This window comes from Affinirhizobium capsici (assembly GCF_977018625.1).
In genome coordinates, this window is sequence record NZ_CDRNXD010000006.1 from 86,265 (window position 1) to 109,560 (window position 23,296).

The 23,296-nt window shown below is 55.9% G+C and carries 25 protein-coding genes; 16 read left to right on the top strand and 9 right to left on the bottom strand.

Translation table 11 applies throughout. The features are described from left to right. Position 1: 1 nt before the first annotated feature. The 9 genes from proB to AC0JZ1_RS17910 all read left to right on the top strand — a co-directional run bounded on the left by proB (position 2) and on the right by AC0JZ1_RS17910 (position 8,829). The gene (proB, locus tag AC0JZ1_RS17870; RefSeq protein ID WP_471883794.1) at positions 2-1,174 is read left to right on the top strand and encodes a glutamate 5-kinase; all 1,173 of its coding nucleotides are present in this window, start codon (positions 2-4) and stop codon (positions 1,172-1,174) included. Further along, positions 1,167-2,447: a glutamate-5-semialdehyde dehydrogenase gene (locus AC0JZ1_RS17875; protein WP_471883795.1), complete on the top strand. Its 1,281-nt coding sequence runs from the start codon at positions 1,167-1,169 to the stop codon at positions 2,445-2,447. The genes proB and AC0JZ1_RS17875 overlap by 8 nt, the downstream gene beginning before the upstream one ends. A 41-nt stretch (positions 2,448-2,488) precedes the next feature. Beyond that, positions 2,489-3,079, top strand: coding sequence for a nicotinate-nucleotide adenylyltransferase (locus AC0JZ1_RS17880; RefSeq protein ID WP_471883859.1), 591 nt, complete (start codon positions 2,489-2,491; stop codon positions 3,077-3,079). A gap of 84 nt (positions 3,080-3,163) precedes the next feature. Beyond that, complete coding sequence (gene rsfS, locus AC0JZ1_RS17885; protein WP_471883796.1) at positions 3,164-3,592, top strand: ribosome silencing factor; 429 nt, start codon at positions 3,164-3,166, stop codon at positions 3,590-3,592. 106 nt (positions 3,593-3,698) lie between these two features. Continuing rightward, a complete protein-coding gene (gene rlmH / locus AC0JZ1_RS17890) occupies positions 3,699-4,181 on the top strand; it encodes a 23S rRNA (pseudouridine(1915)-N(3))-methyltransferase RlmH (protein WP_471883860.1) in 483 nt (160 codons plus the stop codon). Between the two features lie 102 nt (positions 4,182-4,283). Next, on the top strand, positions 4,284-5,669 hold the full coding sequence (locus tag AC0JZ1_RS17895; protein WP_471883797.1) for a murein hydrolase activator EnvC family protein: 1,386 nt from the start codon (positions 4,284-4,286) through the stop codon (positions 5,667-5,669). Further along, positions 5,659-7,041 (top strand): S41 family peptidase, encoded by a 1,383-nt coding sequence (locus tag AC0JZ1_RS17900; RefSeq protein ID WP_471883798.1) that lies wholly within the window; start codon positions 5,659-5,661, stop codon positions 7,039-7,041. The genes AC0JZ1_RS17895 and AC0JZ1_RS17900 overlap by 11 nt, the downstream gene beginning before the upstream one ends. A 75-nt stretch (positions 7,042-7,116) precedes the next feature. Further along, complete coding sequence (locus AC0JZ1_RS17905; RefSeq protein WP_471883799.1) at positions 7,117-8,295, top strand: divergent polysaccharide deacetylase family protein; 1,179 nt, start codon at positions 7,117-7,119, stop codon at positions 8,293-8,295. Between the two features lie 9 nt (positions 8,296-8,304). Next, positions 8,305-8,829 (top strand): RNA pyrophosphohydrolase, encoded by a 525-nt coding sequence (locus AC0JZ1_RS17910; RefSeq protein WP_471883800.1) that lies wholly within the window; start codon positions 8,305-8,307, stop codon positions 8,827-8,829. Positions 8,830-8,833: 4 nt separating this feature from the next. On the opposite strand, the gene AC0JZ1_RS17915 is transcribed toward AC0JZ1_RS17910, so the two are convergent. After that, on the bottom strand, positions 8,834-9,676 hold the full coding sequence (locus AC0JZ1_RS17915) for a LysR family transcriptional regulator (RefSeq protein ID WP_471883801.1): 843 nt from the start codon (positions 9,674-9,676) through the stop codon (positions 8,834-8,836). Positions 9,677-9,782: 106 nt separating this feature from the next. Between AC0JZ1_RS17915 and AC0JZ1_RS17920 the strand changes: the two genes are divergently transcribed. Next, positions 9,783-10,742 (top strand): quinone oxidoreductase family protein, encoded by a 960-nt coding sequence (locus AC0JZ1_RS17920; RefSeq protein ID WP_471883802.1) that lies wholly within the window; start codon positions 9,783-9,785, stop codon positions 10,740-10,742. Between the two features lie 63 nt (positions 10,743-10,805). On the opposite strand, the gene bfr is transcribed toward AC0JZ1_RS17920, so the two are convergent. From bfr to AC0JZ1_RS17945, 5 genes are all read right to left on the bottom strand, one after another. Next, positions 10,806-11,291 carry a bacterioferritin gene (bfr, locus tag AC0JZ1_RS17925; protein ID WP_471883803.1) on the bottom strand — a complete coding sequence of 162 codons (486 nt, stop codon included), beginning with the start codon at positions 11,289-11,291 and terminating at the stop codon, positions 10,806-10,808. Continuing rightward, positions 11,257-11,568 (bottom strand): (2Fe-2S)-binding protein, encoded by a 312-nt coding sequence (locus AC0JZ1_RS17930; RefSeq protein WP_471883804.1) that lies wholly within the window; start codon positions 11,566-11,568, stop codon positions 11,257-11,259. Before AC0JZ1_RS17930 ends, bfr begins: the two co-directional genes overlap by 35 nt. Before the next feature lie 98 nt (positions 11,569-11,666). Next, positions 11,667-15,065 carry an error-prone DNA polymerase gene (locus AC0JZ1_RS17935; RefSeq protein WP_471883805.1) on the bottom strand — a complete coding sequence of 1,133 codons (3,399 nt, stop codon included), beginning with the start codon at positions 15,063-15,065 and terminating at the stop codon, positions 11,667-11,669. Beyond that, positions 15,062-16,492, bottom strand: a complete 1,431-nt coding sequence (locus AC0JZ1_RS17940; protein WP_471883861.1) for a Y-family DNA polymerase — start codon at positions 16,490-16,492, stop codon at positions 15,062-15,064. Before AC0JZ1_RS17940 ends, AC0JZ1_RS17935 begins: the two co-directional genes overlap by 4 nt. Positions 16,493-16,532: 40 nt before the next feature. Next, entirely contained in the window at positions 16,533-17,447 is a 915-nt protein-coding gene (locus AC0JZ1_RS17945; RefSeq protein ID WP_471883806.1) for an ImuA family protein, read from the bottom strand. 206 nt (positions 17,448-17,653) lie between these two features. Between AC0JZ1_RS17945 and AC0JZ1_RS17950 the strand changes: the two genes are divergently transcribed. Further along, positions 17,654-18,097 (top strand): metallopeptidase family protein, encoded by a 444-nt coding sequence (locus AC0JZ1_RS17950; protein WP_471883862.1) that lies wholly within the window; start codon positions 17,654-17,656, stop codon positions 18,095-18,097. Between the two features lie 19 nt (positions 18,098-18,116). On the opposite strand, the gene AC0JZ1_RS17955 is transcribed toward AC0JZ1_RS17950, so the two are convergent. The 3 genes from AC0JZ1_RS17955 to AC0JZ1_RS17965 all read right to left on the bottom strand — a co-directional run bounded on the left by AC0JZ1_RS17955 (position 18,117) and on the right by AC0JZ1_RS17965 (position 19,931). Further along, a complete protein-coding gene (locus AC0JZ1_RS17955) occupies positions 18,117-18,749 on the bottom strand; it encodes a LysE family translocator (protein ID WP_471883807.1) in 633 nt (210 codons plus the stop codon). A gap of 79 nt (positions 18,750-18,828) precedes the next feature. Continuing rightward, the gene (locus AC0JZ1_RS17960; RefSeq protein ID WP_471883808.1) at positions 18,829-19,035 is read right to left on the bottom strand and encodes a DUF1737 domain-containing protein; all 207 of its coding nucleotides are present in this window, start codon (positions 19,033-19,035) and stop codon (positions 18,829-18,831) included. After that, entirely contained in the window at positions 19,032-19,931 is a 900-nt protein-coding gene (locus AC0JZ1_RS17965) for an HpcH/HpaI aldolase/citrate lyase family protein (RefSeq protein ID WP_471883809.1), read from the bottom strand. Before AC0JZ1_RS17965 ends, AC0JZ1_RS17960 begins: the two co-directional genes overlap by 4 nt. 113 nt (positions 19,932-20,044) lie before the next feature. On the opposite strand from AC0JZ1_RS17965, the gene AC0JZ1_RS17970 reads away from it, so the two are divergent. The 5 genes from AC0JZ1_RS17970 (at position 20,045) to AC0JZ1_RS17990 (ending at position 23,295) form a co-directional block, all read left to right on the top strand. Then, entirely contained in the window at positions 20,045-20,278 is a 234-nt protein-coding gene (locus AC0JZ1_RS17970; protein ID WP_471883810.1) for a hypothetical protein, read from the top strand. Between the two features lie 235 nt (positions 20,279-20,513). Further along, complete coding sequence (leuD, locus tag AC0JZ1_RS17975; RefSeq protein ID WP_471883811.1) at positions 20,514-21,119, top strand: 3-isopropylmalate dehydratase small subunit; 606 nt, start codon at positions 20,514-20,516, stop codon at positions 21,117-21,119. Positions 21,120-21,260: 141 nt separating this feature from the next. Further along, a complete protein-coding gene (gene leuB / locus AC0JZ1_RS17980) occupies positions 21,261-22,370 on the top strand; it encodes a 3-isopropylmalate dehydrogenase (RefSeq protein WP_471883812.1) in 1,110 nt (369 codons plus the stop codon). 6 nt (positions 22,371-22,376) lie between these two features. Beyond that, positions 22,377-22,613, top strand: a complete 237-nt coding sequence (locus AC0JZ1_RS17985) for a hypothetical protein (RefSeq protein WP_471883813.1) — start codon at positions 22,377-22,379, stop codon at positions 22,611-22,613. A 7-nt stretch (positions 22,614-22,620) separates the two neighbouring features. Next, on the top strand, positions 22,621-23,295 hold the full coding sequence (locus AC0JZ1_RS17990; protein ID WP_471883814.1) for a phosphatase PAP2 family protein: 675 nt from the start codon (positions 22,621-22,623) through the stop codon (positions 23,293-23,295). The last annotated feature ends 1 nt before the right edge of the window (position 23,296 follow it).

Below are 23,296 nucleotides of genomic sequence, written 5' to 3' on the forward strand. Positions count from 1 at the left end.
GATGGTTCTGCAACGCAAATCGCTGAGCGAGCATCGCCGCATCGTCATCAAGATCGGTTCGGCGCTTCTGGTGGACCGTAAGGCGGGGCTGAAAAAGGATTGGCTGGATTCGGTTTGCGCCGATATCGCAGCACTTCGGTCGCAAAATATCGATGTTCTGGTGGTTTCCTCCGGCGCTATTGCCCTGGGCCGCACAGTGCTTGGCCTTGCCTCCGGTGCTTTGAAGCTGGAGGAAAGCCAGGCAGCGGCGGCGGTGGGGCAGATTGCCCTTGCCCGCGCTTGGTCAGAAAGCCTGTCACACGATGAAATTGTTGCAGGCCAGATCTTGCTCACATTGGGCGATACGGAGGAGCGCCGCCGTTATCTCAATGCGCGGGCCACCATCAATCAGCTGCTGAAGCTTGGTGCAGTGCCGATCATCAATGAGAACGATACGGTTGCAACCTCGGAAATTCGCTATGGCGATAATGATCGTCTTGCTGCCCGTGTTGCGACCATGACCGGTGCCGATCTTCTCATCCTCCTTTCGGACATCGATGGTCTCTATACGGCCCCGCCGCATGTGGACCCGAATGCCGAGTTCTTGCCCGTCATTCCCGTCATCAATGCTGAGATTGAGGCCATGGCCGGTGGTGCAGCTTCGGAGCTTTCCCGTGGTGGAATGCGCACTAAGATCGATGCCGGAAAAATTGCCACCGGTGCTGGTTGCGGCATGATTATCGCTTCCGGCAAGACACTACATCCGCTGAAAAGCATTGAGCAGGGCGCACGGTCTTCCTGGTTTGCGCCCTCTGGAACGCCGGTGACCGCCCGCAAAACCTGGATCGCTGGGCAATTGCAGCCTGCCGGGGAATTGACGGTGGATGCCGGTGCGGAAAAGGCGCTAGCCTCTGGCAAAAGCCTGCTGCCCGCAGGTGTGCGTGATATACGCGGCCAGTTCAGCCGTGGCGATACGGTTGCCATCATCGGTGTTGCAGGCCGGGAAGTTGCACGCGGCCTTGCCAGTTACGATGCGGACGAGGCACGCCAGATTGTCGGTCGCAAATCGTCTGAAATTGAGCCCATTCTGGGTTATCCGGGCCGTGCCGCCATGGTGCATCGCGATGATCTGGTGATTACCGGTTCGTTGCGTGTGGAGAGCGAACAGGTGCAGGAAGGATTTGCCAATGCTTGAGAAGGTTCATTCCGGTGATATCAACCAGCTGATGCAGCGTATGGGTGATGATGCCAAGGCCGCAGCACGCAAGCTTGCCACAGCCTCCACCGAGCAGAAAAACAAGGCTCTTCTGCTGGCTGCTGACGCGATTGTGGATTCGACGGCAGTTATTCTCGCCGCCAACAAGCTTGATCTTGAAAACGCAGCGGACAAGGATCTTCAGCCCTCTTTCGTTGATCGACTGACCTTGAACGAGAAGCGTGTTGCGGACATGGCGGAAGGCTTGCGCGCAATCGCCGCCCTGCCCGATCCTGTTGGTGGCATCATTGCAGATTGGGTCCGCCCGAACGGCCTCAAGATCGAGCGTGTGCGCACACCTCTTGGCGTCATCGGCGTGATCTATGAAAGCCGCCCTAATGTAACAGCAGACGCCGGTGCGCTGTGCCTGAAGGCTGGCAATGCCGTCATTCTGCGCGGCGGATCCGATTCGCTTCATTCATCGCAGGCTATCCATCGCTGCCTGTTGAATGGCATTGCCGCTGCGGGGCTTCCCGAGCAAGCGATCCAGATCGTGCCTGTGGCAGACCGTGCGGCAGTCGGTGCCCTGCTTTCCGGCTTGAATGGAACCGTGGATGTTATCGTTCCACGCGGTGGAAAGAGCCTTGTGGCGCGTGTTCAATCGGAAGCCAGAGTACCGGTTTTCGCGCATCTTGAGGGTCTCTGCCACATTTATGTGGATGCATCCGCTGATCTCGACATGGCGGTGAAGGTGGTGGTGAACGCCAAGATGCGCCGCACTGGCATTTGCGGAGCAGCCGAAACTCTGCTGGTGGATCGAAAGGCAGCTTCTACCCATCTCAAGCCCATTTTGGAGGCGCTTGAAAAAGCAGGCTGCGAAATTCGGGCTTCGGAAGAAGTTCAAGCGCTTGTGGCTGGATTGAAATCCGCCACCGAGGAAGATTGGCGTACGGAATATCTCGAAGCAATCATTTCTGTAGCGCTCGTGGATGGTATCGATGGCGCGATAGCGCATATCGGCACCTATTCATCCAGCCACACCGAAGCGGTGATTGCGGAAGATCCCACGGTTGTTCAGCGGTTCTTTAACGAGATCGACTCTGCAATTCTTTTGCACAACGCTTCGACGCAATTTGCAGATGGCAGCGAATTTGGCATGGGCGGGGAGATTGGCATCTCAACCGGAAAGATGCATGCGCGCGGTCCGGTTGGCGTCGAGCAGCTAACCTCGTTCAAATACCGGGTGCATGGCACCGGCCAAACGCGGCCCTGATCCTCGTGGAGACAGCGATCGCGCTCAAGCCCTATCTGTCCATGCCGCATGTCGAGCAGGGTATGGTGGTTGGCCTGTTCGGTGGCTCGTTCAATCCGCCGCATGAAGGACATCGCCTGGTTGCCGAAATTGCGCTGAAGCAATTGGGGCTGGATCAGCTCTGGTGGATGGTAACACCCGGTAATCCGCTGAAAAGCCGCTCAGTTCTTCGTCCGCTGATTGAGCGCATCCGAATGAGCGAAGCGATGACGCATAACCGAAGGATTAAGGTCACGGCGTTCGAGGAGCGCCTACAAAACGGCTACACCGCGCAGACTATTGAGCACGTTCTGACGCGCAATATTGGCGTTCGTTTTGTCTGGATCATGGGTGCGGATAGCCTAAAGACATTTCACCGGTGGCAGAAGTGGCGAGAAATTGCTGCCTCGGTGCCAATTGCGGTGATCGACAGGCCCGGTGCAACTCTTTCCTTCCTGTCATCGCCAGCGGCCCGAGCCTTGAGCCATTCGCGTATCGATGAATCGGATGCGGGTGCTTTGGCGTTCAAGTCGCCACCGCGCTGGACATTCATTCACGGTCCCCGATCAAGCCTCAGTTCGACCGCCATTCGGCAAGGTACGCTGCAGCACTGATGCCTTGAAACGTTAACCATTCAGTGCCACCTTATATTGACGCGGATCACTGACCTGAGATTCGCGTCAACGCTGTTCTGTTCGGTGAAGAAAGGAACAACCCTGACAACAGTTCAAGCTAAAGGAAGAACGCTTCGCGTTCCTCCAAAGAGCCAGGAACGTGGCGCCGATGCCGCTGCCCGTGCTCTGTCCGTGGTCCTCACCAGTGTCGAGGACTCCAAAGCGGAAGATATTGTCACCATCAACATCGCCGGAAAATCCGCGTTGGGAGACTACATGGTCGTAGTATCCGGACGCTCGAACCGGCATGTGTCGGCAATTGCCGAGCACCTTCTCTCCGACCTCAAGGACGAGGGCTTTGGCCCTGTCCGCGTGGAAGGTCTGGAAGGCGGCGATTGGGTGCTGATTGACACCGGTGATATCATCGTCCATGTGTTTCGGCCTGAAATCCGGGAGTTCTACAACATCGAAAAGATGTGGGCAGCTCCCGACGAGGAAGAAACGCTGCATTAAGCAGTCTGCGGGCGCTCGCCATGCAGGCTGCAACAGAGGTTTATGACACGGCTGAGGTCTCTTAGCCGATCAATCCTCTGATGTGGCCATAGCAATGAGCAAAGCCATGCGGATTGGCCTTTTTGCCGTCGGTCGGCTCAAGTCCGGACCGGAGAAAGACCTTGCGTCGCGCTATCTGGAGCGCTTCGCCAAGGCAGGTCCCGCCGTAAGCCTGGAATTTTCGCGTGTCATCGAGGTAAATGAAAGCCGAGCCTCCAGCGCGGAAACCCGCAAGCGTGAAGAGGCGGGGCTCTTGGAAAAAAACCTTGCTGAGGGCTCGCTGCTCATTCTGTTGGATGAGCGGGGGAAAGCAATGGATAGCCCCGCATTCGCCTCGCTTCTGGGAAAATTCCGCGATCAGGGCAAGCGGGAAATGATGATTGCGATTGGGGGAGCGGATGGTCTCGATCCGGCACTGTACGATCGTGCTGATGCCATCGTAAATCTCGGTTCCATGACCTGGCCGCACCAGCTCGTGCGTATTCTCATTGCCGAACAGCTTTACCGTGCTGTGACGATATTATCGGGTCATCCCTATCATCGTGTTTGACACGATGTTGTTTCTAGCAGTTTTCTGCAAATCAGCTTAGGTTCCGCGGATTGCGGGATGCGACGGACGGGAATGCGGGTAAGACAAGGCGGCAGGCAATTCATGCAGCAGGTGATGGCTGCGGCGTTTTTCGCCGCCGGTCCGCTGGTGCTTGCCCACGCGCAAGAGGATGGGCCAGCTTCCACTTCCTCTATTCCTGTCGTGCCGGATACCGCCGTCACCTCCTCACCCTCACCCGTCGATGCGCTCCAGATCAAGCGTGACCAGACTCGTGCAGAGCTTGAAACGCTTTCAAAATCTATGTCGCTTTCCGCAGAAAAGACGAAGGCGATTGAGAGCGAGATTGCCGATATCGATAAAAGCAGCGCTTCCATCCGCCAGGCTTTGATTGATTCCGCTGCTCGTCGCAAGGATCTGGATTCCAAAATCCAGGCAAGTGAGCGCAAGCTGGCGGAATTGAAGGTTAAGCAGGATGGCATTCGAGGCTCCTTGCGTGAACGCCGTGGGGTCTTGGCGGAAGTCTTGGGAGCTTTGGAGCGCATGGGCCGAAACCCGCCCCCTGCCCTTTTGGTGTCACCGGAGGATGCCCTCGGTTCTGTACGAAGCGCGATCCTGCTCGGGGCGGTCGTGCCGGGCATGCGCGGCCAGGCCGAAAAGCTGATGGCGGATTTGCAGGGTCTTGCCGATCTTGAGCGCGAAGTCGCGACCGAAAAAAGCAAGGCCTCCGACTCCATTGCCGCAACACTCGAAGAAGACAAGAAGATGGATCTGTTGCTGGCAGAGAACCAGCGGCAGCAGGAAAGTAGAACGGCCACTTTGGCTGACGAGCGACGCCGTGCGCAAGAACTGGCGGGCAAGGCCACCAACCTTGAAGGGCTGATCCAATCACTCGAAAGTGAGATCAGTTCTGTGCGTGAGGCGATGAACCGTGCAAAGCGGGAGGAAGAGCGCCAAAAGCAGCTGACCGTCGAGGAACGCGAGAAAGCGCGGGAGCTGGCAGAGAGCGGCGTGCCTGACAAAAACCGTATTGCGCCCGCATATCCGTTTGAAAGTTTGAAGGCGAAACTAGGTTATCCACTGACAGGTGATTTGCTACGATCCTACGGCGACGCTGACGGAACCGGCCATCCGGCGCGCGGCATAACGCTGGCGGGGAGTGCCGGTGCTGTGGTAACAGCGCCAGCAGATGGAACAGTGGTTTTCGCCGGTGCCTTTCGTAGTTATGGCCAGATGGTTATCCTCAATGCGGGCGATGGCTACCATCTTGTCATGACAGGCATGGACAAAGTGAACGTTCAGCCGGGAATGTTCGTATTCTCAGGTGAACCCATCGCCACGATGGGTGAGAAAAGAGTGGCAAGCGCAACTGCGTTGGCGCTGGAAACGGATCGTCCGACGCTTTACATTGAGTTCAGAAAAGATGGCAACCCGGTCGATTCGAAACCGTGGTGGAGCCGTGAAACTGGAAGGGCACGAAATGATTCGTAAGGCTTCACTTGTCATCGTCGGGGCGCTCCTGGGCGCGACGGCGATGAGCGTCGTCTATTCCGCCGGTGTGCCGGCACAGGCCGCGGGATCATCGACCTATCGTGAGCTATCGATTTTCGGTGATGTTTTTGAACGTGTGCGTGCGCAGTATGTGACGCCGCCCGATGAGCAGAAGCTGGTTGAATCCGCCATCAATGGCATGCTGTCTTCGCTGGACCCGCATTCAAGCTACATGAATGCCAAGGACGCAGCAGACATGCGCACCCAGACCAAGGGTGAATTCGGCGGCCTCGGCATCGAGGTCACCATGGAGAACGAGCTCGTCAAGGTTATTACGCCGATTGACGATACGCCTGCTGCCAAAGCCGGTGTTCTGGCCGGTGACTACATTACGGATATCGATGGCAAGCCGGTTCGTGGCTTGAAGCTGGAAGATGCCGTTGAAAAAATGCGCGGCAAGGTCAATACGCCGATCAAGCTGACGATCCTGCGTAAGGGTGCGGACAAGCCGATCGAACTGACCGTTGTTCGCGATATTATTGCAGTTCAGGCCGTCAAGTCTCGCATCGAAGGCGGCAATATCGGCTATCTGCGCGTCATTTCCTTCACGGAAAAGACCTATGACGATCTCGAAAAGGCAATCAAGAAGATCAAGGCTCAGGTGCCTGCCGACCAGTTGAAGGGCTATGTGCTTGACCTTCGCCTGAATCCAGGCGGTCTGCTCGATCAGGCGATCAATGTGTCGGATGCCTTCCTGGAGCGTGGCGAAGTGGTCTCTACGCGTGGCCGTAATCCGGAAGAAACTCGCCGCTTCAATGCCGGCCCTGGCGACTTGACCGATGGCAAGCCAGTCATCGTTCTGGTCAATGGTGGTTCGGCATCCGCTTCGGAAATCGTGGCTGGTGCTCTTCAGGATTTGAAGCGTGCAACGGTTGTCGGTACACGCTCATTCGGTAAGGGCTCTGTTCAGACCATCATTCCGATGGGTGATGCCGGTGCGCTTCGTTTGACCACGGCGCTCTATTACACGCCGTCCGGCAAATCTATTCAGGGCACGGGTATCCAGCCGGATATCAAGGTCGAGCAGCCGCTTCCTGCTGAATTGCAGGGCAAGTTGCGTGCCGAGGGAGAATCCAGCCTTCCGGGCCATATCCAGGGCCAGAGTGAAACGCAGGAAGGCTCTGGTTCCGCCGCTTATGTGCCGCCGGAAGCCAAGGACGACGTTCAGCTGAACTATGCAATGGATCTTTTGCGTGGCAACAAGACTGACCCATCCTTCCCGCCTCAGCCGCAAAAGGCCGCAGAAGCCAAACCAGCTTCCGATGCCAAGCCTGCTGAGCCAGCGAAACCCGCTGAACCTGCAAAGCCCTGATAGGCAACTTTCAACCACCCGGCTCGCATGGGCCGGGTGGAATTTCAATAGTCATTGCAAACGCGGGGCCCTCCGGTGGGGACTGATCTTCGCGCTCCTCTTGGGCAGAACCGAAAGAAGCAAGACCGGCCTAAGCGCCGGCCTTCTGTTTTGGCGGCCATCGGCATGGTGGCGGGCGCAGGCCTCTTGGGGATTTCCTTCTATGCCATGCGCTCTCCTGACAGGTTGGAGAAAGCGCCAGCGCCAGAAGTCACGGTTGCTGTTCCGCCCGTCAGCAGCAAGACACCTTCCGCTCCGCGTGACCAGAAAGCTTTGCAAGCCAACGGTCAATCAGGGTCAGACGTCCAGCGAACGGTGATGGATGATGGGACCGTCGTGACGAAGTATTCCCCTCGGCAGCGGGATGGCGAAGGGCCTCTGATCATTAATGCCCAGCGTTTCGGTCAAGATCCGCGAATGGCGACCTTGCCGAACGAAGACCTGCTGGAAGACAGCCCTTTCGGACATTTGCCGGTCAAAGGACCGGACGGTCTTCGCGCCATGGAGCAATATGCCCGCCCTTGGTCGGGTGCACGCGGCAATCGAATTGCGATTGTGATTGGTGGGTTGGGCTTGAGTCAAACCGGAACGCAGAAGGCCATTCACACGCTTCCCGGCGAGGTGACATTGGCATTTGCAGCCAGTGGAAATAGCCTTCAACGCTGGATGCAGGAGGCACGACGCGACGGGCATGAATTGCTGATCCAGATGCCTATGGAGCCCATTGATTATCCGGACAATGACCCCGGCCCACTGACGCTTGTTTCGAAGGCTTCACCGAAGGAAAATCTGAAGCGTCTGCACGAAGCTATGGGCAAGATCACCAACTACACCGGCATCATGAATTATCTCGGTGGCCGCTACCTGACGAACCCTGATGCGCTTGAGCCTGTTCTTCGTGATATCGAGGAACGGGGACTGCTGTTTCTGGACGATGGGAGCACGGCCCAGTCCACCACCGCCACGATTGCCAAGGCAGTCAACGCTCCGCACACTTTCGGGGATATGACCATTGACGCCCAGTTGGATCGCCAGGCCATCTTGCGAAAGCTGGATGATCTTGAGCGACTTGCGCAACGCAAAGGGACGGCTATCGGCATTGGCTCTGCTTTCGATGAGACGGTGGATGCGGTGGCAGAGTGGGTGAAGGAAGCGCAGGGCAGGGGCGTTGAGATCGTTGGCGTTGCCTCGCTGGTGACAGATGGAAATGAGTAGGAGAGCACAGTGAACAAGAAGCATTCGCCAGACGATCTACCCTATCGCCTCTGCGTTGGTGTCATGGTGCTCAACAAGGATGGGCTTGTCTGGGTTGGCCAGCGCCTGTCCGATGGCAATAGCGAGTCGGATGGGACGCCGCAGCTTTGGCAAATGCCACAGGGCGGTATTGACGAGGGTGAAGATCCGCGTGCTGCCGCTTATCGCGAACTCTTTGAAGAAACCGGCATCAAATCCGTCTCTTTGATCGAAGAGGCACCGGACTGGATCTACTACGACCTGCCAGCGCACCTCATTGGCATTGGTCTCAAGGGTAAATATCGCGGTCAAAAACAACGCTGGTTTGCCTTCCGCTTTGAAGGCGATGAGAGCGAAATCAATATCGACCATCCCCCGGAAGGCCAGCATCAGGAGTTTAGCGCCTGGGATTGGAAATCAATGGATGAGCTGCCGTCGCTGATCGTGTCTTTCAAGAAGGATGCGTACGAGCAGGTTGTGGCCGCTTTCAAGCATTTGGCAGGGACGAAAGGGTAGAGGCTTAGTCGGCATCTACTGAGGTCAGGCTTCGACGTAGGTGGTCTATGACCGCACGCACCGGGGCAGCGGTGCGCAGATCGCTGTGGACGACAAGCCATGCTTCTCGAACCAGCGGCGGATGATCCGGAAAGACCTGGATAAGACCATTTTCTTCCGGTTTCAGAAAATGTGGCAGCATGGCGATCCCGCTTCCCGCCTGTGCCAGAGCCATCTGGATGCCGACATCGGTGGAGCGGAAAGCGTAGTGTCGCTCTGGGAAAAGGCGGGCCAGTTCCTGCTGTTGCGGCGATTCCCGCATGTCACCATCAGATCCGATAAGGGGGGAGGCATCGGGAATAGCAGGATGCCTGTACGGCTGAAACCGAACATCCATCAATTTCGACATCGTCAGGTCTCCCTTGTTCGGGCGAGTGAGACGGATCGCGATGTCTGCCTCCCGCCGTTGCAGTGAGGCTTCTCGTGTTTCCGCGCACAGTCGCAGGGTAAGGCTCGGGTGACGGTAGGAGAGAGATGCCAGCGCAGGGGCTATGATGGCCGCCCCTAACGATGGTGGCACAGAGAGGCTGACGGCACCTGTCACCTCCAGCCGAGCGCCATTTACAATCCGGTCAATCGTATCAGCCTCGTCTTCCATACGCCTTGCCAAGGCGGCGATCCGCTCGCCATCCAGCGTGAGCAAAAGTTTGCGTCCGCGCCGGTCTATCAGCTTGAGACCTAGGGCTTTCTCCAAGGCATCTATGCGCCGGGCCACCGTGGCGTGTTCCGTCTTTAGTGTGCGGGCTGCCGCCAGCAGGCTTCCCTGCTGGTGGAAGGCTGCGAAATAGCGCAGGTCATCCCAGTTCATGTGAATTTTCTCACATCGATTGCGTCATGATGGGGAATTTCTCACAGTTTCTGAGGTCGGCATAGTGGCTGCGGAACGGAAGCCACGTTGTGCAAAGGAGAGTACCATGCCCTATGCCATGCAGTTTGCCGCCACGGGGGAACCGGAGGTTTTGCAAAAGGCGGAATGTGAGGTGCCTCAGCCGCAGGCAGATGAGATCCTGTTGAGGCAAATGGCGGTCGGATTGAATTTCATCGACGTTTACCACAGAAGGGGTCTTTACCCCCTTGCTCCTCCAGCGGTCACCGGCGTGGAAGGTGCTGGCGTGGTAGAGGCTGTAGGCGAGGGCGTGACCCATGTGCGACGGGGAGATCGCGTTGCCTATGGCGGTGCCGTGGGAGCCTATGCAGATTTGCGCCTGTTGCCCGCTTGGCGCGCGCACAAAATACCGGATGGTCTTTCGTTCGAGATTGCAGGAAGCGGCATGTTGCGCGGGCTCACGGTCTACATGCTGCTCACGCGGGTTTACCCAGTTGAAGCGGGCATGACCATTCTTGTTCATGGCGCGGCGGGTGGTCTTGGTAGTGTCTTGACGCGGTGGGCCAAGTCACTCGGGGCTGAGGTAATCGGTCAGGTAAGTGGCACGGAAAAGGCCATGATCGCGCGTGCAAACGGCGCGGATCATGTTCTGGTGGGCAGGGATCTCGATCTGGAGAATGAGGTGGCAGCTCTCACGGGCGGTAAAGGCGTTCATCTGGCCATCAACGGCATTGGTGGAGATACGCTGACACAGACCATGGCTTGCGTGCGCCCCTTTGGTATGACCGTCAGTGTCGGCCAGATTGCCGGTGCTCCTTTGTCGCTTCCCTTCGCGGCTCTGCGCTCGAACGCTCTTTCCCGACCGAGCGTCATGGCCTTCACCACAGAAAAGTTGCGATATGAGCCTGCCGTCACAGAAGTGCTGCGCAAAATGGAGGAGGGCGTGATCAATGGCCCCAGTGATTGCTATGCCTTACAGGATGTCGTAAAGGCTCACCACATGTTGGAGGCAGGGCGAATTCTCGGCAGTGCTGTGCTACTGCCTTGATGCCATGAAAAAGAAGAGCCGGGGCAATGACACCCCGGCTTTGACCGTTCAGTGCAGGAGGGCTTACTCAGCCGAGTCTGCGGATTCGGCGTTCAGCAGACCATACTTCTCTTCACCGATCTTGCCGAGAAGCTCGAGCTGGGTTTCGAGAAAGTCGATGTGGCCTTCTTCATCCATCAGCAACTGCTCAAACAGCTTCATGGAGACATAATCTCCGGCTTCGTTACAGATATCGCGTGATGCCTTGTAAGAGGTGCGAGCGTCATATTCGCCAGCCAGGTCAGCCTCAAGGACTTCCTTGACGTTCTGGCCAATGCGCAGCGGAGCAAGGGTCTGGAGGTTTGGGTGGCCTTCCAGGAAGATGATGCGTTCGACGATCTTGTCGGCATGCTGCATTTCTTCGATGGATTCGGCGCGTTCTTTTTTGGCAAGCTTAGTATAGCCCCAGTCTTCCAAGAGACGATAATGTAGCCAATACTGATTTACTGCGCCAAGTTCGAGAAAAAGGGCTTCGTTAAGCCGCTCGATGACTCTTTTGTCGCCTTTCAATGTCCGCTCTCCTGTTTTCTTCATGGAATTGTTTCAGGCGGGACATATAATCTATTACATCGGCTTCCGTCGAGTGGCGAAGCGCATGATATTCTTCTGTCGTGCGAATGATGAGATCTACCACATTAGGGAAGCAGCCGCAGCAACGGCCACGCTTCTGCATGGCATGATAGACTTTGGCAGGAACGATCAACTGCCAACAGTCTTCATCAAGGAGGCCATTGATGACGTCCTTGATTTCTTTGTCGGTGATGTAATTGCAACTGCAAACCAGCATCTGTATCAGCCATCAAACATGATATTCGATGTCTTCTTTTTGATAAAGAGGATGGCGAATGTCAAGAAAAAAGCCGCTCACATCCCTGTGTAGCTTTCCTAATGAAAATTTCGACCCTTTGGCAGCACGTCTCCACGATAAATAGGATTGTCTGAAGGCGTTTGAGCAGATGTTTTGCCGAGGCTTTTGCGACGCGCCTGTCTCTCTCGATGATCCATGGTTGCCCGTAGAACCTCATCTGCTCTCTCGCAGACCCCAAAGCGGCGAGTTTCCGCCTGTAATAGCCCTAGCATAGGCGTCATATCTTCGATTTCATCCACAATAACATGAATGATGCCGCTTTCCCGTTGTAGAAGCCCTCGAATTCTCACCAGACGCGCGGCCATGACCACGGAACGGAAGGTTTGGAAAATCTTCGGTTTCACAATGGCGTTGGCCACGCCTGTCTCATCTTCCAATGTCATGAAAATCACCTTGGCCGTGCCCGGCCGCTGGCGGATCAACACGAGACCCGCAATCTCGACGCGGCGATTTTTCGGCGCAGTGTGAAGCTTTTGCATCTGGATCATGCCGCGCTTTGAAAGCTGCTCGCGGAGGAAGGAGAGGGGATGCGCCTTTAGCGAAAGGGTGAGGCTGCGGTAATCCTCAATAACCTGCTCACCTTCTGGCATGTCCGGCAGTTCAATCTCCGGTTCCTGTTGCAGGTCATCGTTCTTGAGCGTGCTCTGACGAATAGCATGGTCGAAAAGTGGCAGGCTTTCGCTGGCATTGCGGGCATCAAGGGCGCGTACTTCCCAAAGAGCACGCCTTCGATCAAGCCCCATGGAGCGGAAGGCATCTGCTTCTGCCAGCCGTTCAATACTGGCGCGGTTCATGCCTGAGCGTAGCCAGAGATCGCGAATGGAGCGGTAACCTGATCCTCGGTTCGGCATTAGCTTTTCGATGATTTCCTTCTCGGAAAGCCCTTTGATTAACCGGAAACCAAGCCGCACGCTTTTCCGCGATTGAATTACGTTGCGCATCTCCCTGTGGTGGGGGCTAAGGTTTCGAGCATCGAAGCCTTTTCCTTCTTCCAGCAAGCTATCCCAGTCGGAGAAATTCACATCGACCGGCAGAACCGTAATGCCGTGCTCGCGAGCGTCACGAACCAGTTGCGCTGGAGCATAGAAGCCCATGGGCTGCGAATTCAGTATCGCCGCCAGAAAGACGTCCGGATAAAGCGCCTTGAACCAGCAGGAGACATAGACAAGAAGGGCGAAGGAGGCGGCGTGACTTTCGGGGAAACCGTATTCGCCAAAGCCTTCGATCTGGCTGAAACAGCGCTCCGCAAAACTCGGATCGTAACCACGGGCAATCATGTTCTTCACCATCTTGTCGCGGAAATGGTGGATGGTTCCCGTACGGCGGAAGGTGGCCATGGCGCGGCGTAGCTTGTCGGCTTCACTGGGCGTGAATTCAGCGGCTACGATGGCAATCTGCATGGCCTGCTCCTGAAACAGTGGCACACCCAGCGTTCGCTCCAGGACCTCTTTTAACTCTTCACTTGGATAGTCGATCTGCTTTTTGTCCAGCCGCTCCTGTCGCCGCTTGAGGTAGGGATGCACCATATCGCCCTGAATGGGGCCGGGGCGCACGATGGCGACCTCAATCACCAGATCGTAAAATTCACGAGGGCGCAGGCGCGGCAACATGCTCATCTGCGCACGACTTTCGATCTGGAAAACGCCGATCGTGTCTGCACGGCAAATCATGTCGTAGACCTCATCCCTATGGTCCTTCAGAATGCGAGCCAGATCGAGTGCCTGGCCATAATGGGTTTCCAGAAGCCGAAAAGCTTTTGCAAGGCAGGTCAACATGCCAAGCGCCAGAACATCCACCTTTAGAATGCCCAGTGTATCCAGATCGTCCTTGTTCCACTCAATCATGTAGCGATCCGGCATGGCTGTCGGCATGATCGGCACCACTTCATCCAGCCGATCCCGCGTCATCACGAAGCCGCCGACATGCTGAGTAAGGTGGCGCGGAAAATTCATGAGTTCTTTTGCATAGCCGAGAACCCGCTTTGTCAGCGGGTCTTCCGCATTGAGGCCAGCATTGCGGGCTTCCCGCTCTGATAATCCATCCGTAGACCAGCCCCAAACTGTGCTGGAAAGTGCCGATTGTACATCTTCCGAAAGGCCGAATGTCTTGGCGACCTCCCGACCGGATGAGCGGGTACGATAGCTGGTAACGGCAGCGGCCAGTCCAGCATGCTCTTTCCCATAGGTGCGGTAGATGAACTGGATAACCTCTTCGCGGCGTGCATGTTCGAAATCCACGTCGATATCCGGTGGCTCATCTCTTTCCGTCGAAAGGAAACGGGCAAAGAGAAGCTTGTTCTGATCGGGATCAACATCCGTGATCTTCAAACAATAGCAGACTGTGGAATTGGCAGCCGAACCTCGACCCTGGCAGAGGATTTTTTGCGAACGGGCAAATTCCATGATGCGACGAACTGTTAGGAAGTAGGGTGCATATTTCTTTTCGCTGATGAGTTGAAGCTCTTCCCGTATCTGGCGCTCTATCTTGGCCGGGATGATGCCGCCAAAGCGCTCTCGAGCACCTGCATAGGTCAGCCGTTCCAAGGTCTCAGCCGAGGTTTCCCCTTCAATCTCCTCCTCAGGATAATTGTGCTGCAATTCTCGGAGTGAGAACCGCAGGGCAGAGAAAAATCGCAAGCTATTGGAAACGGCATCCGGGTAGCGCTTGAAGATGGCAGCCATCTGCCTGCCGCCTTTCAGATAGCGTTCGGCATTGGCGGCAAAACGAAATCCTGCTTCCTGAACCGTAACATGCTCTCGGATGGCGGTGACAACATCGGCCAGCGGACGGCGGCTTGGGTGATGATAAAGCGGTCGATTGGTCGCGATCAGGGGAATACGTGCGCGTTCGCCCCATTGGGCAAGGCTGGCAAAGGCAAAGTTGTCGCGTCCATCATATTCCGGCACGAGAGCCAAATAGATACGGGTGCCAAACCTGGTTTTCAGGCGGTCAAGCAGAGCAGGGAAGGTCTTACTTTCCCTCGTTTCCAGAAGAGATCGTTCTGGAAGGATGGCCAGCATAATATCATCCCCCCATTCCAGCAGATCCTCCAGATAAAGCTCGCATTGGCCTTTGCGGGTTCGAAGATTGCCCTGGCTCAGCAGGCGGCAAAGATGACCCCATCCCTTGCGATTGATGGGGTAGGCCAGAACATCCGGCGTGGCATCGCAAAACACCAGCTGTGCGCCCGGCTGCACCTTCAACGGGCTATCCTCTTTCAGGTCCCGCAATTGGGCATGGGCTTTGACAACCCCTGCTACGGTGTTGCGATCAGCGATGCCAAGGCCCAGAACCTCTCCATTCCGCGCAAGGTCGGCGGCCATTTGCACCATCTCCTCCGGGTGAGAAGCCCCTTCCAGGAAAGAGAAATTGGTACGTGCACCGATTTCATAAAAAGCAGGCGCTGCCGGTCTCATGCGAATATGCCGTGCATATACCAGCTGGGATTTTCCACCTGGTCGTAAAGCCCTTGCCGGTAGACCCAGAAGCGCTGCCCTGTTTCGCATTCCAGCCGGAAGTAATCCCGCGTTGGCGCGTCTTCACCATCCAGCCACCATTCGGCAGCAATCCGTTCCGGCCCCTCCGCCCGGCAAACTCGGTGCGTCAAACGCCGCCAGCGAAAACGAATAGGCGGGCCATCCGGCACATCCACGGCATAGGCCTCCAGCGGTTCCGGATGACGAAACAAGCGAAGCGGCCTTTCCTTGCCAGCAAGAGCCGTCTCCATCAGCGGTGCCGCCTCAGGGATTGGCACGGGTTTGAAGATATGGCCAAGTGCTGGAACGGTCAGAAAAGCTCGCTCTGGTAGATGGCTCTCTCGCAATTGATAGGTGGTCAGACAATCGGGTCCGAAGCGAGCCGAAACCTGATCGACAAAATCTGCCAGAGACATATGCTTCTGGTCATCGCCTTCGAAATCGCTCTGGGTATGATCGAAAGGTTCATGATGCAGCACATTCAGGCGCAGCACTTCGAAGCCAAAACCGGCATCCAGCTCGTCGTGAACGCCCTTCAATCGTTCGGCAAACAACTTGGCAATGCGTATGGCATCTCTCAGAGGCCGGGACGCACCTGCCTTCAACCGGAAAACCTTTCCATCCACCCGAAACAGAACAAGCTCGAACACGCGCCCACCCGCACCGCGGGCTTCCAAACCTGGCTTTAAGGATTGGGCAACCTGTCCGGCGAGCTCCAGAATATCCTCTTCCGCCTGGATGGGGTCTGCCAGTCGTCGTTCCGCTGAAAGATGGGCTATGGCGCGACGCGGGGAAATGGCTTCCTCATCCAGCCCTAATGCCTGATCCAGCCGCAGCAGCAGCTGCGAACCAAAGCGGCGGGCAAGGGGCGCGCGGGGTGCTTCCAGAAGATCGCCAACCTGTTTAAGGCCCACTTTGGCGAGAGCCTGAACCGTGGTGTCATCCAAACGAAGACAGGCAATGGGAAGCGGCGCAAGGGCTGCTTCCTGTTCGTCTTCTACAACGATGCGACTGGTATCGAAGCGGGCAATGGCGGAGGAGAGGCCGGGTGCGCCGGAAATAGCCCCGCGCACCTCCATGCCGATCTGCTCCAGCCGGGTGAGGATCTCGCTCAACATCGCTGCTTCGCCGCCAAACAAATGGGCACAGCCCGTTATGTCCAGAAAAAGGCCATTGCCTTCTTCTGTGGCGACAAGCGGGGTATACCGATCGCACCAATCCGCCAGCGCTTCCAGAAACCGCTTATCTGCCGCTTGATCCTCCTCGATGACTTCGAGGGCAGGGTAAATGGCGCGTGCTTCTGCCAAGCCCTGACCAAGTTTGAGGCCAAGGCTCTGGGCATGGCTATCCAGAGCGGTCAGACGGATGGCATTGTCGCGCTTTCCGGCGCAAACGAAAGCAAGATCCTCAGGACGCCCGGTCAAACGCCAGGATAGCCCCCAGCGGCGGCGAAGAATCCGATCCGTCGAAAGCCTTGGAAAGTGGAGCGCCAAAATGCGCTGGCGGCTGCTGTTGAACAGCTTGTTCTGCGGGTTCGGCAATCGAGAAACGGCGGTCATGGTGGTTCCACTCCAGATTCAGGGAGAGGGGGGCCGGGTTACGGCTCTTCTCCAAAGTGAGACGGAAAGCGGATGAGCCGATGCTACCGCCAAGCATCGATCCATCAGGCAGGCGACGGGCTGCGGCGAGCGCAGGTTCCACGTGAAACCGAAAGAGGGCGCTGGATGCCTCCTCTTCGCCTCCGTGGCGTAAAATGAGAAGGGGTCTTGAGGAAGCCTTGGCTCGCAGGCTCAACCTCCGGCTTTCCGTTAAACCAAAGTTTGCCGGGTTTCCGCGTACCTCCAGCAAAATTGCAGCAAAGATGCCGCTGGAGAGAGCCGCTTCCGCAAGCCAAAGAGCATCTTCCAATCGTGCCGGTGCCGCATGCAGCATTCGGTGAATGGAGAGACCAAAGCGCTTCAGGCCAAGAGGGTAGGGCAGGCCTGCATCGCTTGCTGCCATCCTGTCTGAGATCCAGAAAAGCGGTCGCTGATCTTTCTGTTGGTATAGGCAAGACAAGGCCATGGCAAAGCCCGACAATGCGCCTGCATGGCGAAGACCAATGCTGCGCAATTCCGTCAATCCATCGTGTGGCAAGCCTCCTTCCAGAGCCTCGTCCAGAAGGCCTATACCTGTCGGCGCGATCAAGCCTTCGTCTCTTAGGCTCTTTCCAGTCTCATTCGCCTTTGCGGCGGCCAGCGTTGGAAGGGATTTACCTTCCAGCCGGGCAATCGTTTCGCGCAGGGCAAAAACAGTCTCCTGCGCCAAGGCGGTCTTCGCCATGACGTCAGCTCCATCGCTTTGTGGTCCCATCACACTAACGCGCAATCGGGCTATATGTTCATGTTATGTTCTTATGGATTCCAGAGGTGGAGAAAAGAGTCAACCGGGGCAGTAACCAGTTTCAACGACTCATCGAGCGGGTGATTGAATCCACTCTCGAAAATTTTTTTGGAAAACCTTATATGGGTTCCAGAAAAGGAGCAGATATGGCCCGTGTTGACCAGACAGATGATTGGCGTGATCGCCACGCCCCGACTATCAGTACGTTTGAATCGTTGGCAATCGAGGCCTATGGCAATCTCCCGGAAGAATTTCGTGCACTAACAGCGAACCTTACCATCGAAGTCGAGGATTTTCCCGATGACGAAGTGTTTGAGGATATGGCGCTGGAAACGCCTTTCGATCTCCTGGGCCTGTTTGAAGGGCGCGGCATTTCCGAACGCTTCACCATGGAAACCGGCGAGCTGCCAAACCGTATTCGCCTCTACCGGCGCCCCATCCTTGATTATTGGGCTGAAAACGAAGAGACGCTGGGTGACATTATCACCCATGTGCTGATCCATGAGATCGGCCATCACTTCGGCCTCAGCGATGACGACATGGAGCGGATCGAGGAAAGCGCGGATGAAGCGGCGGATCGCACAGGTTGATCAGCCGCCTTTATCATTCTTAGCGTCGGGCTTCTGTTGCCATGCGAATGGCAAGACCTGCCAGAACAGTACCCATCAGCCAGCGTTGAACTGTGATCCAGGCCGGGCGACGCGATAGAAAGCCTGCGATGGAACCTGCCGTCAGCGCAATCGCAGCATTCACACTGACGCTAATGATGATCTGTACCATGCCAAGCGCCAATGATTGAGCAAGCACGCTGCCATGATCCGGCTGCACGAATTGCGGCAGCAAGGATAGGTACATGACGGCAATCTTCGGATTGAGAAGATTGGTGACGAAACCCATGGTGAAAAGTTTGACTGGGCTATCCTGCGGCAGTTCCTTCACCTGAAATGGTGATTTTCCGCCGGGCTTTACAGCCTGCCAGGCAAGATAAAGCAGATAAATCGCACCACCCATTCGCAAGGCGTCATAGGCATAAGGCACGGCCATCACGATGGCGGTAATGCCGAATGCGGCGCAGAGCATATAGAAGACAAAGCCAAGGGCCACTCCACCCAGGGAGATAAGACCTGCAAGCGGGCCTTGGCAGATGGATCTGGAAATTAGATAGACCATGTTGGGGCCTGGTGTGAGCACCATGCCCAGAGCGATCAATGCAAAGGTAGACAGCGCCAAAATATCCGGCATATGCAACCTTTGAAAAATGAGATGGTCTTAAGTGGATGCGCAGATTCTGCGATGCGCATCCAGCATTTGAACATGTGTGTTACTGCTCGCCCAGCTTCATGCTCGGATCGTAGTCCTTGCCATGCACAGTCTTCACCACGGCCTGACCGCAGTAAAGCTTGTTCTCCGCTTGATTAAACGTGTGGCTCGGGGAGCCGTGCAATTCCCAACCCTTGTTCAAGGCATCGGTAACACGATGGCAAAAGCTGGAATCATCTGGGCCGGTGATGAAGCGATAGATTTTCATGAGCTCGTCTTTCTGTTTTCAATCTGCTGCACTTGGACGAGAAGCTTTTCGGCTTCTTCCAGATGCAGGCGTTCTATCATTTTGCCATCGAGATTTATGACATTCAGATGGGCGTGTTCAGGTTTCGCAAAGGCCGAGGCAATCGCATGTGCTTCTAAAATCTCTGCTTCGGAAGGGCCGAAATGCCGGTTTGCGGGTTCGATCTGGGCCGGATGGATCAGCATCTTACCGTCAAATCCCATCTCTCGCCCTTGAAGGCATTCCTGCTCGAATGTCTCTTCATCACGAAAATCGTTGAACACGCTATCGATGACGGAAAGACCATATGCGCGTGCGGCAAGCACCACCTGCATCAGCCAGGAAACGAGATAGGTGCGACCCGGTTTTGGCAGTACACGGGTTTCCTTGCGAAGATCGTTGAGACCCACGATGAAGCCGGAAAGGCGAGGGGCGACATCGTCTCTGGCCGCTGCGATGGAGCCCGAGTTTAACACACCGCGCGCCGTTTCCATCATGGCCCATAGCTGAAGATCTGCCGGCGCTGACTGTAAAAAGGATGATGCCTTTTCCAGATTGGCGACGCCTTCCACCTTGGGAAGCACCACACCATGCGGCTGAAGCGCCAACACGAGCGCCATATCTTCTTCAGCAAATCCGGTATCGAGGGCATTGATGCGGATGAAAATACGTTGAGCCCCTGATCGGGGCTTTAAAAAGAAGTAACGCAAATTGTCGCGTGCTTCCTGTTTCTTTTCCGCGGCCACCGAATCCTCCAAATCGAGGATTAGACCATCACATTCAAGCGCAATCGCTTTTTCCAAGGCGCGCTGGTTGATAGCCGGAACGCTGAGGAGCGACCGATAGAGTGGCTGAAATGGAGGCTTGGGATCAGACATCGCGACTTTGTGACAAGCTTTGTGATGCGATGCAAGACCGCAGCAATGCAAAAGCTCTTGCAAGACGCAAGATAAGAGCCCACATTTCCCACAGAAGAAAGGCTGTTGAAATCATGCAGAACATTCGCGCATTCCTCTACGGACTCATCGGCATCGCAGCGATCGGAACCTTGGTCGTGCTGACAGCGTCGATTACGCTGGCCTTTGCCGGAATGCTGGCCGTATTCACCGTGATCAAGGCGCTTACGCCGCGCCCCAAGCCTCAGCCAGTTCGGGCTCGCGCTCCTGGCCAGAGCCAAGAGATGCGGGTCTGGAACGATGGACGTGGCACGATCATCGACCTTTAATAGCAGATGTTACCCGTAGAGAGGGCGAAAACGCCCTTTCTGGCGTACCGTTTGGCGCTAAAGCGGGCTTCAAATCTTCGCGAATTTGGTCTATTGCAGCTTCCGAAATTCTAAAGCCTGTCGCGCAAAAGTGTGTAGCGGTTTTGCGGGAACGACAAGCGTCACACAAATATTGAAAGCGTGAAAAGTGCGTCTGAAAGACCGCGATCCGCTTTCAGTCTCGCGGAGGCAGATCATGGAAAAATTCGTCAAGCTCACCGGCGTTGCCGCGCCGTTGCCGGTCGTCAATATCGACACCGACATGATCATCCCGAAGGATTATCTGAAGACGATCAAGCGCACAGGCCTTGGCAAGGGTCTTTTTGCAGAAGCGCGCTACAACGACGATGGTTCGCTGAACACAGATTTCGTGCTGAACAAGCCGCAATACGAAAATGCGAAGATCCTTGTTGCAGGTGACAACTTCGGCTGTGGCTCTTCGCGCGAACACGCGCCATGGGCGCTTCTGGATTTCGGTATTCGTTGCGTCATCTCCACCTCTTTCGCCGATATTTTCTACAATAACTGTTTCAAGAACGGCATTCTGCCTATCGTGGTCTCGCAGGATGACCTCGATAAACTGATGGACGATGCCTCGCGCGGCGCGAACGCTGTTTTGACTGTCGATCTGGAAGCGCAGGAAATTTCCGGTCCCGATGGCGGCAAGATCCAGTTCGATATCGATCCTGCCCGCAAGCACATCATGCTCGAAGGTCTGGACGATATCGCAACGACACTGAAAAGCGACGGTGCCATTGCAAGCTTCGAAAGCAAGCTGCAGACCGAGCGTCCCTGGCTCTAGTCACATACAAGTTTCAAGACCTGATGTTATTGGCGTCAGGTCTTTTCTTTTCCCTCGCCTTTGCGGCAGGTTCGGCGGGGTATGGGAGAGCATCAGCAATGGTGCATGAATGATGAGCCTGCCTTGCCCAAGGAAACCCCAATGTCTCACAAGCTCTTTCTTCTTCCAGGCGACGGAATTGGCCCGGAAGCCATGGCCGAAGTTCGCAAGATCATCGACTATTTGAATACCGCGAAGAACGCTGGTTTCGAGACGGAAGAAGGCTTGGTGGGCGGATGCGCTTATGATGCGCATGGCGCGGCAATCTCGGAAGGTGACATGGCCAAGGCCATGGCAGCGGATGCCGTTCTCTTCGGTGCTGTCGGCGGCCCCAAGTGGGATAGCGTTCCTTATGAAGTTCGCCCGGAAGCAGGCCTTCTTCGCTTGCGCAAGGATCTCGAGCTGTTCGCCAACCTGCGCCCTGCCATCTGCTATCCGGCGCTTGCCAATGCTTCTTCGTTGAAGCCTGAGCTAGTGGAAGGTCTCGACATCCTCATCGTGCGCGAGCTGACGGGTGGCGTGTACTTCGGTGAACCGAAGACGATCACCGATCTCGGCAATGGTCAAAAGCGCGCCATCGATACGCAGGTCTATGACACTTACGAAATCGAGCGTATTTCCTCCGTCGCCTTCGAACTGGCCCGTACGCGCAAGAACGCCGTATGCTCCATGGAAAAGCGCAACGTCATGAAATCCGGCGTACTCTGGAATCAGGTGGTAACGGAAACGCACAAGGCCAAGTTCTCGGATGTGAAGCTGGAGCATATGCTGGCCGATGCGGGCGGTATGCAGCTGGTGCGTGCGCCCAAGCAGTTCGACGTGATCGTCACCGACAACCTTTTTGGCGATATGCTGTCAGACGTTGCCGCCATGCTCACCGGGTCGCTCGGCATGCTGCCATCTGCATCGCTCGGTGCACCGGATGCCAAGACCGGCAAGCGCAAGGCGCTTTATGAGCCTGTTCATGGTTCTGCTCCGGATATCGCCGGTAAGGGCGTCGCAAACCCGATTGCCATGATCGCATCTTTTGCAATGTGCCTGCGTTACTCGTTCAACATGGTCGCTGAGGCTGATCTTCTCGAAAAGGCTATTGCCAACGTTCTCGACAAGGGCATCCGTACCGGAGACATCATGGCTGAAGGCTGCACGCAGGTCGGCACGACTGCGATGGGTGACGCTATTCTGGATGAGTTCAAGTCGCTCTCGGCCTGATTACATTTGCTGAGTCAAAAATACGCTCTGCCGACCTTTGGATCGGCAGAGCGTTTTGCTTTTGTAGCATTCGAAAAAACTGTCATCTTGATCGTCTATGCTTGTTCAGCTTTCGAGGAGAACAGGCATGTTGCAGGCATTGAAGCGTCGCTCTTTGCGTTACAGTCACGCGCCCTTGAACCTGCACCTCAACTGGCTTTTTATCGGGGCAAATTTTTTGCTCTTATCGGTCTTTTTGTTTGATCACCCCGTGTCCGATTATTTTCTGAAGAGCGATTCTCTTTGGAAGCGGATTGGCGCTTCCATCACAGAGACGGGAAACTCAGCCTGGATACTGATCGGTAGCGCGGTTCTTTTGCTGGAAGCGCTGCGTCATTACCGCATGGCAACGACACGCTCTATGCGGTTTAACGCATACTTTCTCGCTAAGCTCGCTGTATTCCTGATCTCAACCGTTAGCATGTCCGGCATCATGGCCAATATTATCAAACATGCAGTTGGCCGTGCGCGACCTGCGTTTCATGAAGGGAGCTGGCTATTTAATTTATCGCCCTTTCAAAGCGGCTATCAGCATATGAGCTTCCCATCGGGACATGCCACCACCATTGGCGCGATCATGATGGCTGTTGCCCTGCTTGCGCCCTCGCGCAAGCTTCTCTGTCTCATGCTTGCACTCTGGTTTGGTTTCTCAAGGGTGATGATCGGTGTGCACTATCCAAGCGATGTGATTGCTGGCTTAACCCTCGGTGCCTGGTCATCGATCGTTATCGCGACCCTGATGGCGAGGGGCGGGCTGTTGTTCAAAGAGAATGCGGGAGGCGTGCCTTCCTTGCGTCGCAGGCTTCGGACCTGTCGAGCCAAGCCAACCTTGTTGCGTTTCGTCAGCGCAAACAGCATCGGACTGCAAAGCCGGCAGCCTGCCTAAT

Bases quoted from the DNA above. Each gene is read 5' to 3' on its own strand.
- rlmH (WP_471883860.1), top strand. From the start codon at position 3,699: ATGCGGATTGGCCTTTTTGCCGTCGGTCGGCTCAAGTCCGGACCGGAG.
- proB (WP_471883794.1), top strand. From the start codon at position 2: ATGGTTCTGCAACGCAAATCGCTGAGCGAGCATCGCCGCATCGTCATC.
- AC0JZ1_RS17915 (WP_471883801.1), bottom strand. From the start codon at position 9,676: ATGAACTGGGATGACCTGCGCTATTTCGCAGCCTTCCACCAGCAGGGA.
- AC0JZ1_RS17960 (WP_471883808.1), bottom strand. From the start codon at position 19,035: ATGAAAATCTATCGCTTCATCACCGGCCCAGATGATTCCAGCTTTTGC.
- AC0JZ1_RS17950 (WP_471883862.1), top strand. From the start codon at position 17,654: ATGGCCCGTGTTGACCAGACAGATGATTGGCGTGATCGCCACGCCCCG.
- AC0JZ1_RS17970 (WP_471883810.1), top strand. From the start codon at position 20,045: ATGCAGAACATTCGCGCATTCCTCTACGGACTCATCGGCATCGCAGCG.
- leuD (WP_471883811.1), top strand. From the start codon at position 20,514: ATGGAAAAATTCGTCAAGCTCACCGGCGTTGCCGCGCCGTTGCCGGTC.
- AC0JZ1_RS17900 (WP_471883798.1), top strand. From the start codon at position 5,659: ATGATTCGTAAGGCTTCACTTGTCATCGTCGGGGCGCTCCTGGGCGCG.
- AC0JZ1_RS17945 (WP_471883806.1), bottom strand. From the start codon at position 17,447: ATGGCGAAGACCGCCTTGGCGCAGGAGACTGTTTTTGCCCTGCGCGAA.
- AC0JZ1_RS17880 (WP_471883859.1), top strand. From the start codon at position 2,489: ATGCCGCATGTCGAGCAGGGTATGGTGGTTGGCCTGTTCGGTGGCTCG.
- AC0JZ1_RS17965 (WP_471883809.1), bottom strand. From the start codon at position 19,931: ATGTCTGATCCCAAGCCTCCATTTCAGCCACTCTATCGGTCGCTCCTC.
- AC0JZ1_RS17935 (WP_471883805.1), bottom strand. From the start codon at position 15,065: ATGAGACCGGCAGCGCCTGCTTTTTATGAAATCGGTGCACGTACCAAT.
- AC0JZ1_RS17955 (WP_471883807.1), bottom strand. From the start codon at position 18,749: ATGCCGGATATTTTGGCGCTGTCTACCTTTGCATTGATCGCTCTGGGC.
- AC0JZ1_RS17895 (WP_471883797.1), top strand. From the start codon at position 4,284: ATGCAGCAGGTGATGGCTGCGGCGTTTTTCGCCGCCGGTCCGCTGGTG.
- leuB (WP_471883812.1), top strand. From the start codon at position 21,261: ATGTCTCACAAGCTCTTTCTTCTTCCAGGCGACGGAATTGGCCCGGAA.
- AC0JZ1_RS17875 (WP_471883795.1), top strand. From the start codon at position 1,167: ATGCTTGAGAAGGTTCATTCCGGTGATATCAACCAGCTGATGCAGCGT.
- AC0JZ1_RS17920 (WP_471883802.1), top strand. From the start codon at position 9,783: ATGCCCTATGCCATGCAGTTTGCCGCCACGGGGGAACCGGAGGTTTTG.
- AC0JZ1_RS17930 (WP_471883804.1), bottom strand. From the start codon at position 11,568: ATGCTGGTTTGCAGTTGCAATTACATCACCGACAAAGAAATCAAGGAC.